We start from the raw sequence: 9,980 nt of genomic DNA, 5'->3' as shown, positions 1-9,980 counted from the left end.
GTGCATGAGATTCCAAATTTTGTTGAATTCGCTGACGAAGAAATCACTTCTTTTTTCGCTGCTCACCTTTCTAACCATTCTTCTTTCGGGCTTAGCTCATGCTGGGCACGCTCCCATCGTTTTCTATAATGTACCCAATTGGTACAGCGGTGGATGGAATCAGATTAGATATCAAACGCCTTATGATGCGTTCGCTGTTGAGTGGAACGCGCGGGCTGATCGCTGTGCTAACGGAAATTTGGCCTATCGGCTAACTGGCGTGCAAGGAGTGCATGCGGATGGATATGAAGATGGCACTCTTTATCAGGCCAACATGGATTTTTATAACTACGATTCATGTGCTCTTTGGGGGCCTACTACATACCCGGCAGGGGCTCGGCGGTTTGCTAACTGTGGTGATCCCAATCGCAGTGCTTACTCCCCTGATGAATTCCCTAACAGCCGCTGCCCCGATCAGGCTATCGACCCGAATAAGAGTCGAGGATTCCCCAGCTGCCCCTGCCAACTGAGGGGCGACCCAGTCGATCCATCGACCGGCAATAAATTCGAGGTCACCTCTGTTTATAAGGGGCAGGGCAGCTTCCCGGTAGCCCTTGAACTCTCCTACAACAATGCATACGCCAACTCCCCGGTACTGGCACCCAATGAACTTATCTTTGGTGCTCGCCGTAATCACAATTACCAAACAAAAATCACGCTGGCGAGCAATAGCGTTCTCACCTCTGCCTATGTGCTGCGCCCGGACGGGAAGCTCTATGGCTTTGATCGACAGAGCGACGCCTGGGTGGGCGATCCGGACGTGTCAGACCGGCTCGCGGCAGCCTACGACACGACGGGCGCGATCACGAGTTGGGTCTACACCACATCGGATGGGCAAAAAGAGCACTACGACAGTGCGGGACATCTTATGTCGCTTGAGCGCCGCGATGGCCAGACACAGAGCCTCACCTACGATGTGGTCGGTCGGCTCACTTCGGTGGCCGATCCGCAAGGACGGGCCGTTCTTTTCTCCTATGACGCCAAAGGACGAGTCCAGAGTCTGCAAGATCCTAGCGGAGGGGTTTATCAGTTTGCTTATGACGCCAACAACAATCTGACGGATATCGCTTTCCCCGATACCTATGTCAGGCATTTCATTTACGGTGAGAACAACGGCACTACCAATCTCGCGGGTCCGAACGATCAAACTGGCGTAGTAGATGAAGCCGGTACACGCATTGATACGACGCGTTACACCACTTGGTGGGGTGCCGTTGCGGCCACATCCGGACCCGACGGTATCGACGCCACCGGCTTCAGTTACTCAGTTAACGGTGTGCCCGGCGACACTTACTCGATCACCGATGCGCTGGGAGCGGTCGAGACGACGTCGCTCATCTACATGTATGGCATCAGTAAGCCATCGGTGGTGTCCAGGACATGTGCCGGCTGCCAAACGCAAGCCACGTCATACACCTACGATGCCAATGGCCGGCTTTCATCCACGATTGATGCGAATGGCCACATAACGGCTACGACCTATGATGCCAATGGCTTACTGACCCATAAGGTTGAGGCGCAGGGTGCGACGGAGCAGCGCACGATTGACACCGTCTGGGATGTCACCCTGCGAGTTCCTTTGCAGCGAGACACCAAGAACGCGCAGAGTGTAGTCGTCAATCGATCTGGCTGGATTTACAACGCCAAAGGGCAGCCGCTTGCACGGTGTGATATCGACCCAGTTCAGGCAGGGAGTTACACCTGCGTCGCGGCGGGTAACCCACCTGTGGGTGTTCGCCGTAGCACCTATAGCTATTGCGACGCCGTCGATAGCACGCAGTGCCCACTGGTTGGCTTGTTGTTGAGCACCACCGGCCCGCGTACCGATCTCACCAGCACCACGCATTACAGCTACTACCTCACTACCGACGAATCCGGTTGCGGTACGGCCGGTGATGTATGCCATCGTGCTGGTGACCTCTATCAGGTCACCGATGCGCTGGGTCATGCCACCACTTATGCTGCTTACGACAAGAACGGCCGCGTGACACGCCAGAGCGATGCCAACGGCATCCTCTATGACTTCACTTATCACCCGCGCGGCTGGCTGCTTACCCGCACCGTGCGCGCCAACGCCGATGGTTCTGCCTCAGCCAGTGACGCGGTGACACAAATCGCCTACGACCCCACCGGCAACGTCAGCAAAGTCACCGACCCCGATGGTGTATTCGTCAGCTACACCTATGATGCGGCCCACCGCCTCACCGACATCACCGACGCCCTGGGCAACCGCATCCACTACACCCTCGATGCGGCCGGCAACAAAACCAAGGAAGAAACCTTCGACACCGGCGGCACGCTGCGCCGCTCGCTGGCCCGCACCTACAACACCCTGGGCCAGCTCACCGGCATCAAGGATGGTCTGAGCCGCACGGTGTTCGATGCCAGCTTCACCGACAGCTACGACGCCAACGGCAACCTGGTGCGCAGCGCCGATGCGCTGGGCATCCAGCGCAAGCAGGGCTACGACGGCCTCAACCGCCTGGTCAGCACGCTGGATAACTACAACGGCACCGATACCGCCACCCAGAACACCCAGAGCGTGTTCGCCTACGACGCGCGCGACCAGCTGCTGGGCGTGGGCGATCCGGATGGCCTCAACACTACCTACGACTACGACGGCCTGGGCAACGCCACCGCCGTGCACAGCCCGGACACCGGCACCACGCAGGTGGTCTATGACGCCGCCGGCAACCGCACCCAGACCACCGACGCCAAGGGCACCGTCAGCACCAGCACCTACGACGCCCTCAACCGCCTCACCGCGGTGAGCTACGCCGACACCACGCTCAACGTGGCCTACCACTACGACGAGTCCGACACCGTCACCGGCTGCGTCGGCTCCACGCCGGTGGGCCGCCTCACCCGCGTGATCGAGACCGCTGTCAGCACCGTCTACTGCTACGACGCGCGTGGCAATGTCACCCTGAAGCGCCAAGGGCAGTCCACGCAGATCGATGTGACTCAGTACAGCTACACCTTGGCTGATCGTCTCAGCAGCGTCATCAATCCGAGCACGACCACGACGCGGTACACGCGGGATGGCGCAGGACGGGTCACCACCGTAACAGTCACTCCGCCGGGCACTTCGGCCGGCAATGTCGTCAGCAACATCACGTATTTGCCGTTCGGTCCGATCACCAGCTACACCCTAGGTAATGGTCAGACGGTTACGCGCAGTTACGACGCCAATTACGCCCTCACCGACGTCGTAAGCCCTGCGCTCAATCTGCACTTCGCCCGCGGCGCGATGGGCAACCCCACGGCGTTGGGCAATGCATCAGGTGCCAACCCAGCGATCGAGACCTACAGCTACGACGCGCTTTATCGGCTCACCGGTGTCACCGGCCCCAACAATGAGAGCTACACCTACAGTAAGACCGGGGATCGATTGAGCAAGACGGCGAGTGGATTGGCGACGGGTAGCTACGGCTACCAGAGTGGCATGCATTGGCTGACCAGCATTGGTAGCGACGCGCGGACCTATGACGCCAATGGCAACACCACGGGTAATGCAACGGGAGGCGAAACTTTCGGCTACGGTTACAACGGTCATAACCGCATGACAGTGGTGCAGCGGAATGGTCAGACCGTCGCCATTTACAGCTACAACGCGATAGGGCAGCGCATCACCAAGAACGTGACGTTCCCGCAGGCCATCAGTCAGCGATTTGCCTATGACGAGAATAGTCAGTTGATCGGCGAATACGGCACGACCAATCGCGACTACATCTGGCTAGGAACCCTGCCCATTGCCGTGGTGGATATCAACAGCACCACGAGCACTGTGAACTACATCCATGCGGATGAGTTCGGCACACCGCGTGCGATTACGGACAGTACGGGAGCTAGCCTCTGGCAGTGGAGCTATCAGGGCAATCCGTTTGGGGAGCAGCAGCCGACGTCGAGTGGTGGCTACGTGTTCAATCTGCGGCTCCCAGGCCAGTACTACGATGCCGAGTCAAAATTGGCAAATTGGGGCTTCAGGAGCTACGACGCGGCAACCGGCCGATCACCACAGAGCGATCCAACAGGGCTCGGCGGTGGGCTAAGCACTTATGCATACGTTGCAAATACGCCCCTGACTGGCATAGATCCGCTTGGACTCGCTTGCAACGTTAGAGGATGCTGGAACACTCCACAGGAAGTAGCGTTTGCGGCGGCTGGCGACTATCGCTCCTACTACCGAGCGGCATGTGCCGGTGGTGACCCATATGCGTGTCGAGCCGGTGAAGTTGCTGCAAATGCGAATGTGCCAGGCATTAGAGGTCCGTTGACTCACATCACAAATTACAAGCTTGAGCGCTCGATTCGTTCGCATCTACCCCCTATGCCATGCAATCTTTCCCAAGCCATTGTTGACGAAGCGATGGATGGGATTCGACAGGATCTTGCAAAAGAACGTGTTGCTGGTCTTGTAGAGGCATCTGAGAACCATCCGCTGATGGTGGACAAAGGGGATATCAGCCGCTTTCACCATCGTGTTTTTGCAAGGCACGGCGCTTCAGAAGACGTCTTCGGGGGAGATACATGGGACAAATGGCGCGGGGCAGCGATCTCCGAGTTTTTCGGCGACCGGTACGAATGGTGTGACGCGCCTGCGTGCAAACAATAAGGAGCCTTAAGATGAAGAAATTATTTGTATGCTACGCCTTGCTAATAGCAACGGCTTGTTCCGCAACCGAAAACCACTATCTGGAAGGTGCATCAAGCAATTTTTGCGTGCCTGCTGGAAGTACCATTGCCGACATACCGTGGGTACCTGAGAACAAGCCAGGCACCCCAGAAGGATTCGCATTTGCGGGGTGTTGGAGAGCTTCTGGCCACGCCGAGGTTGGCTGTGAAATGCCTAAATCGGTCCTTGATGGAAGCGTCCAACCAAGATCGACGTTTAGATCAAAAAAATGGCGTGATATAGATAAGGGGACGCTCTATAAAATGGTCGCTTTGTCTCCTCATGCGGAGATCAAGGCTGCCGCCAACGGCACCGTGGTCGTTGTTCAAGATCAGAAGCTATGGCGCGACTGGTTTATTTGGGTCAAAGCAAAACCTCTGACGGACGAAAGTGCCCCACGCCTGGAAGATGACGATGTTGTCTTGGCGGCGTGTCATAGCGAGAGTGTTGCCACGACTAGCGCTGCAGATAAGCGAGAGACCGTGATGTGCGAACGATCAGTACTGGCCGCGGATTACGCGTTGGAGTACTCGTTTGAATCTGACAAGCGAATACCGTTGGACGTGAAGACCATTGATGCGGCGGTCATGTCCACGCTTGATCATTGGCGTTGCAAGAGATCTCACTAACTACATAAGCGAATCGGCCGCCGTTGTGCCGTTGCCAAAACAGGGGGAGATTGGACTTTCAATGCGAAAACACGGGTCGAAAACACGGGTCAGGTTGAACTTTCGAAGCCAATCAGCCAACACGCAAGAGAGGCTTTTGACAGAGGTGCACTCCGCCCTCAAAACAGGGGTGGTTCAAAACAGGGGTCAGGTTGGACTTTCAAGGCTGGTCTGACTTTCTGGGCCTGCCGATCTTCGCGGGTCCTGCGCGTCGCTCCAGCAGCGCTTCGATCTTCATTCGGAACCGGTCGGATCCGAGTGCGTGTTGGCGTTGAAGGTGCTGGCGAATGCCGTCGAGTTCCTCCGGGGCGATGGTCTGCATGACCAGGGCCCGATAGGCTTCACATCGCTCGTGCGGATGGGTGCCGAGCGAGAGGTAAGACGCATGTGGTCGAATTAGCCGATTGGCCGAGCCGAACGCGTTGCTGGCGTAACTCGACCACGGATAATCGCTTGCGTCTGCAACCATTCGCGCGCGGACTGGGTTCAACTCGATGTAGCGATAGCAGCGCAGAAGATGGATTTCGCTGTCCACCAAGCAGGCCTTGTAGCGCCCCTCCCACAGAGTGCCAGTCCGGCGATAGCGATCATTGACGTAGCGCACGTGGCGTCGCCCCAACGCTTGCATGACACGCGCTACCCATCCAATGGAGGACGGTGTCATCAGAAGGTGCACATGATTAGTCATCAGTACATAGGCATGCACAGAGCAGCCTTCGCGCAAACTGATCTCGCGCAGGTCGCTGAGATAGCGAAGATAGTCGGCCTCAGTGAAGAAACATGGTTGCCGATCATTGCCACGCTGAATGACGTGTTGCGGAACATTGGCAAGATCGAGACGAGGCTGGCGTGGCATGGTGCGTGGGTTCGCGAAACAGAAGGCAAGCGTGCCGCTACGATGATTGGGCGTCTGTCGGCAAGCGCCGCCACCGCATGACGGAACTGCACTCTGACCCTGGTTTTCCTGGTTTTCTTTCTTTCGTGTTGGATGCGGCGTTTGTTACCAGCCCACTCCCAAGCCCGCTGTTCAGCAGGTTTTTCCAGGACACAGCTCACCGTCACGCAGGACATGTGCATCAGGAAAGGTCTAGGTCGGTTGGGCTGAACTCTGGCCTGCTGGTGTGACCAGCATGGCTCCCGGGCATTTACGAAACCCGATTGATTCAGGGCGCTACGTGGACGTTATGCTGAACAGACATCCGCCTTTGTATGTGTTGCGAGGCGACCACGCGCCGTTCTTGAGCGCAATGTTCCGGATGCCGAAGGCGCGCATGACATTGAGCGAGTAGGACCATCCTTTGCATCCTTCCGCCTGCGACTTGTATTTGGCTTGTTGACCATGGACGGTCAGCGCTTGATCGACTTTGATTCGGTTGAAGAACAGTGTTTCGCGAACGAGCTGATTGTTCAGGTACTGAATGACACCGACCAACTGATCTGGTTTGAACTTGAGCAACTGCTCTGCGAACTCTAGCGATGGTTTTTCCGTGGCGCCGCCGTGCCAGCCCACGATGTTGCGGAGGCCGAGGATCTTGGTATTTCCCGATGGAAAGATGTAGTTGGCGCAAGACGAGAAGCAGAGGCCGAGAACCTCGACATCCAGTTTGTATTGCTGGATCCAGTCACCCAAGTCCATGCCGAGACGGACATCGCCGCCCTCACTGTCGATCTTGAGTGTAGTGATGGATGGTGTGAGCAAGGCATAGGCCTGTTCATTGGCCTCTTCGGTCAGCGCCCCGATGTACACGATGCTCACGCCATCCACATGTACGCTGGTCTGATCCTGAGCGGTACTGGTGATGGGAAGCAGGCCTGCCGCCATACCAAGGCCGACCAGCATGGTTCGGACCCATCCGGAGGTCGTGATGAGCGAAAGGAGGCAAGAAAAGATGGGGCGTGTCTTGTGGTCGGAGGCGACATATTTCATCCGTTTCATATGCATTCTCCTTGGGCTTGAGCGTTGAGGCTTGAGCGGCTGGGCTTCCAGGCTTGCGACTCGCGTGCCTCATCCGCCGGGCAAGGGCTGGCTGCCCGTGGCCAGTGTCATCAGCAATCCCGTGCTGGACATGCCTACGGAGAGGTAGGCATAGCCCTTTACCCATGGGCCGGCCGTGCTGCGTTTTCTCACCACGAGGAAAAGCCAGGTGGCGAGCAAGGCCCATAGGCCACTTAAAAGGTGAGCGAGCAGCACAGGGGGCAGCATGGGTAGTGGTGGAATTAGGCTGAAGAGATGGAGGCCGAGTCCAGACAGGCATGCCACTGCCGACAGGATGAGTGCTGTCACGTAGTGCGCGCGGGAGACGGTATGTCGATGCTCGAAGAAAAGCAGCGTCGTCCCTAGCGCGTAGACGGTCAGTCCCTCGACATAAGGCTTCGTGCCGGCCCACAACAGCTGGTTGAGCATGGCGGCCATCAGCAACGAACTGCACGCGATCATCCAGAGCAGAACAAGCAGCATGCGATTGACGTTCATAGGTGAGTGATCCTTCATCGTTGGACGCTGCGCTTTGTCACCACATGCTTTGGAGAAAGTAGCCGCGGGGGCATGCAGGCGGGCGTTCATTTGCACGCTGCGTGTGCAACCGCGAGTTTGTGGATGTGCCTACTGTGCGAGATGCGTGTTGCTGGCAGTCCCGATGCGTGCGCTTGCTTAGTCGTCGGCCGGTGTGGCTATGATCGTTGGCAGGTATTTGCGCGTGGGGGTGGCGACGCTGGAGCGAGGCTGGTCAGCCTCGGTTTGTACGGTGAAGCTTGAGCGTTGGCTGGTGCTCAGGATGGCTCTGGCCTGGGGCGGGCGCGGAACGTGATGAGCATGAGTTCTGGTTGTTGCATGCCTCATGCGTTTGTTGCTGGTGTGAATGGGGATGGCACTGTCCGAGTGTGGGTTGTCGCGAGCGCTCGCTGCTGCAAGGACCTGGACCTGAGTGCCCGTTCCGGCCAACGTGGCTAGCGGAAAGATGGCGAGGAACAAGGGATGGGCTAGATAAATCATGAGGTGTATCTCCGTCATGTTTGGCAGGAAGCTGCTAGTGATCACGTTGCGATGAATGGAAGGCATCGGCCAGAAGGCGTACGCCCGTAGCACGTGCCCACCCCTACATGGGCGCACTTGTGTAAATGCGACCCGATGCCACCTGCTGGACTGCGGCGACCCACGCGCAGCACGGTGCGGTCTTGTGGACGAAGCCAAGAACGCCGATGGAAAGCAGTGCGACGGGAAAGGCGTTGGGCAGCATGCCTGTGGCCACGACGATAGGCAGTGCCGGAAAATGACGGCGGATGCTGATGAGCATGTCTAGGCCGCCTCTGAATTTTTTGCTCGGCATTTCGTAATCGGTCAGCAGAACGTCGCACTTGTGCTCCGATAGCGTGCGCTCCAGATCGTCCGCGTTGTCGGATTGTCCGACGACGGTTATGCCTGCCCTTTCCATCACGATGCGTGCGCCGAGCAGTACGGCGCGATGATCGTCTGCAATGACAATTCGAAGATTCATGTTGCGCTTCTCCTTCATCCCGCGACGTGTCGTGGTCATCGGTGCCTGCTCTGTTTGGGCGGCGCATACCGATTCGCTGCGACACGAGCGTGATGCCGTTGTGGTTGATCGCCGGAAGCGGTGATGTCCATTGCCCGCTGATGGCAAGTGCATTGGAGCACTGGCTATCGATAGTCAGCTATCGATGACTTCTTAATTTCGATTCGCCCCATGTTGAATTGACCCAGGTCGAATCGCGCGCGGAGATAACAACGCCATCAACGAAGGCATACGTATTCCCACCCTCCCGATGATTCGATCGGGAGGGTGGGAGTGTGCGCGGGGTATTGCTCGGCTCAGTGAGTGGCTAGCAGATTCAGTAGCCCGCTATCCGCGGCATATCGGAAGAGATCGGCATCGTTGGTCAGTCCCAACTTCAGCAACGCATTGGCTTTTTGCGTGCCGATGGTAGAAAGCGACCGGCCAAGGCGTGTGGCGATATCTCCCACAGAAACACCTTGCAGGAGTAGCGAGATCACTTGCCGTTCGCGTGGGCTAAGTGCGGTGTGGGTGGATAAGGGGAGGTAAGCAGCCATGGCGGCGGCGATCGTTGGGGAGAGGTATCGCTGCGTTTCATGGGCCGCATGCACCGCCGATCGCACATGCTTGAGGTCATCAGCCTTGCTCACGATGCACTGAATGCCGAGACCGAGAATGGCACCGATGATGGGTCGCCTGTCGAGTGCGGTGAGTATGACGACGGCTGTTTCAGGATGTCGTTCCACCAACAGGCGGAGGAGAGTCACACCGTCACCATGATGTCCGCCTGGCATGGCGTAGTCGCAAACCACGACGTGACAGACTTCGTTCGAAAGGCGCCGGAGAAGATCGGATGAGTCTTTGGCCGTCCCGATCATGTCGATCGAAGTATCAGTCTGAAGGGCCAGTCTTACGCCCTCATGGACAAAGGGATGATCGTCGGCGACGAGAACGCGTATTCGATCACGGCTCATAAGCAGCTCGCCCGCATTGCTTTACGATGCTTGCATACATGGCCATGAAGGCGCCGCGTTGTGCTTCGTTCGACAGCATGGCGTATGTGGCGTGTCGACAAGGAAGGTGGCG

The 9,980-nt window shown here is 57.5% G+C and carries 7 protein-coding genes; 2 read left to right on the top strand and 5 right to left on the bottom strand.

All coding sequences use genetic code 11. The features are described 5' to 3' along the window. Positions 1 to 799 precede the first annotated feature (799 nt). Both BM338_RS10605 and BM338_RS21365 read left to right on the top strand, forming a co-directional pair. A complete protein-coding gene (locus tag BM338_RS10605; protein WP_177229299.1) occupies positions 800 to 4,654 on the top strand; it encodes an RHS repeat-associated core domain-containing protein in 3,855 nt (1,284 codons plus the stop codon). An 11-nt stretch (positions 4,655 to 4,665) separates the two neighbouring features. Beyond that, complete coding sequence (locus BM338_RS21365) at positions 4,666 to 5,343, top strand: hypothetical protein (RefSeq protein ID WP_143109283.1); 678 nt, start codon at positions 4,666 to 4,668, stop codon at positions 5,341 to 5,343. A gap of 199 nt (positions 5,344 to 5,542) precedes the next feature. Here BM338_RS21365 and BM338_RS10595 read toward each other — a convergent pair whose 3' ends face one another. The 5 genes from BM338_RS10595 to BM338_RS10570 all read right to left on the bottom strand — a co-directional run bounded on the left by BM338_RS10595 (position 5,543) and on the right by BM338_RS10570 (position 9,868). Then, positions 5,543 to 6,238, bottom strand: coding sequence for a transposase (locus BM338_RS10595; protein ID WP_090450837.1), 696 nt, complete (start codon positions 6,236 to 6,238; stop codon positions 5,543 to 5,545). Between the two features lie 315 nt (positions 6,239 to 6,553). Next, positions 6,554 to 7,318: a hypothetical protein gene (locus tag BM338_RS10590; RefSeq protein WP_143109282.1), complete on the bottom strand. Its 765-nt coding sequence runs from the start codon at positions 7,316 to 7,318 to the stop codon at positions 6,554 to 6,556. Between the two features lie 69 nt (positions 7,319 to 7,387). Further along, positions 7,388 to 7,855, bottom strand: a complete 468-nt coding sequence (locus tag BM338_RS10585; RefSeq protein WP_090450835.1) for a hypothetical protein — start codon at positions 7,853 to 7,855, stop codon at positions 7,388 to 7,390. A gap of 622 nt (positions 7,856 to 8,477) precedes the next feature. Further along, positions 8,478 to 8,915, bottom strand: coding sequence for a response regulator (locus BM338_RS10575; RefSeq protein WP_177229298.1), 438 nt, complete (start codon positions 8,913 to 8,915; stop codon positions 8,478 to 8,480). Between the two features lie 296 nt (positions 8,916 to 9,211). Next, positions 9,212 to 9,868, bottom strand: a complete 657-nt coding sequence (locus BM338_RS10570) for a response regulator (RefSeq protein WP_090450832.1) — start codon at positions 9,866 to 9,868, stop codon at positions 9,212 to 9,214. Positions 9,869 to 9,980: the final 112 nt, after the last annotated feature.

The organism is Dyella sp. OK004 (assembly GCF_900114495.1).
Taxonomy (GTDB): Bacteria; Pseudomonadota; Gammaproteobacteria; order Xanthomonadales; family Rhodanobacteraceae; genus Dyella_D.
Note: the sequence above shows the minus strand (reverse complement) of the source record. Positions and strands in the feature narration are given on the sequence as shown.

What these genes read in the sequence shown, in the direction of transcription:
- BM338_RS10585 (WP_090450835.1), bottom strand. Translation starts at nt 7,855, where the DNA reads ATGAACGTCAATCGCATGCTGCTTGTTCTGCTCTGGATGATCGCGTGC.
- BM338_RS10575 (WP_177229298.1), bottom strand. Translation starts at nt 8,915, where the DNA reads ATGACCACGACACGTCGCGGGATGAAGGAGAAGCGCAACATGAATCTT.
- BM338_RS10595 (WP_090450837.1), bottom strand. Translation starts at nt 6,238, where the DNA reads ATGCCACGCCAGCCTCGTCTCGATCTTGCCAATGTTCCGCAACACGTC.
- BM338_RS10570 (WP_090450832.1), bottom strand. Translation starts at nt 9,868, where the DNA reads ATGAGCCGTGATCGAATACGCGTTCTCGTCGCCGACGATCATCCCTTT.
- BM338_RS21365 (WP_143109283.1), top strand. Translation starts at nt 4,666, where the DNA reads ATGAAGAAATTATTTGTATGCTACGCCTTGCTAATAGCAACGGCTTGT.
- BM338_RS10590 (WP_143109282.1), bottom strand. Translation starts at nt 7,318, where the DNA reads ATGAAACGGATGAAATATGTCGCCTCCGACCACAAGACACGCCCCATC.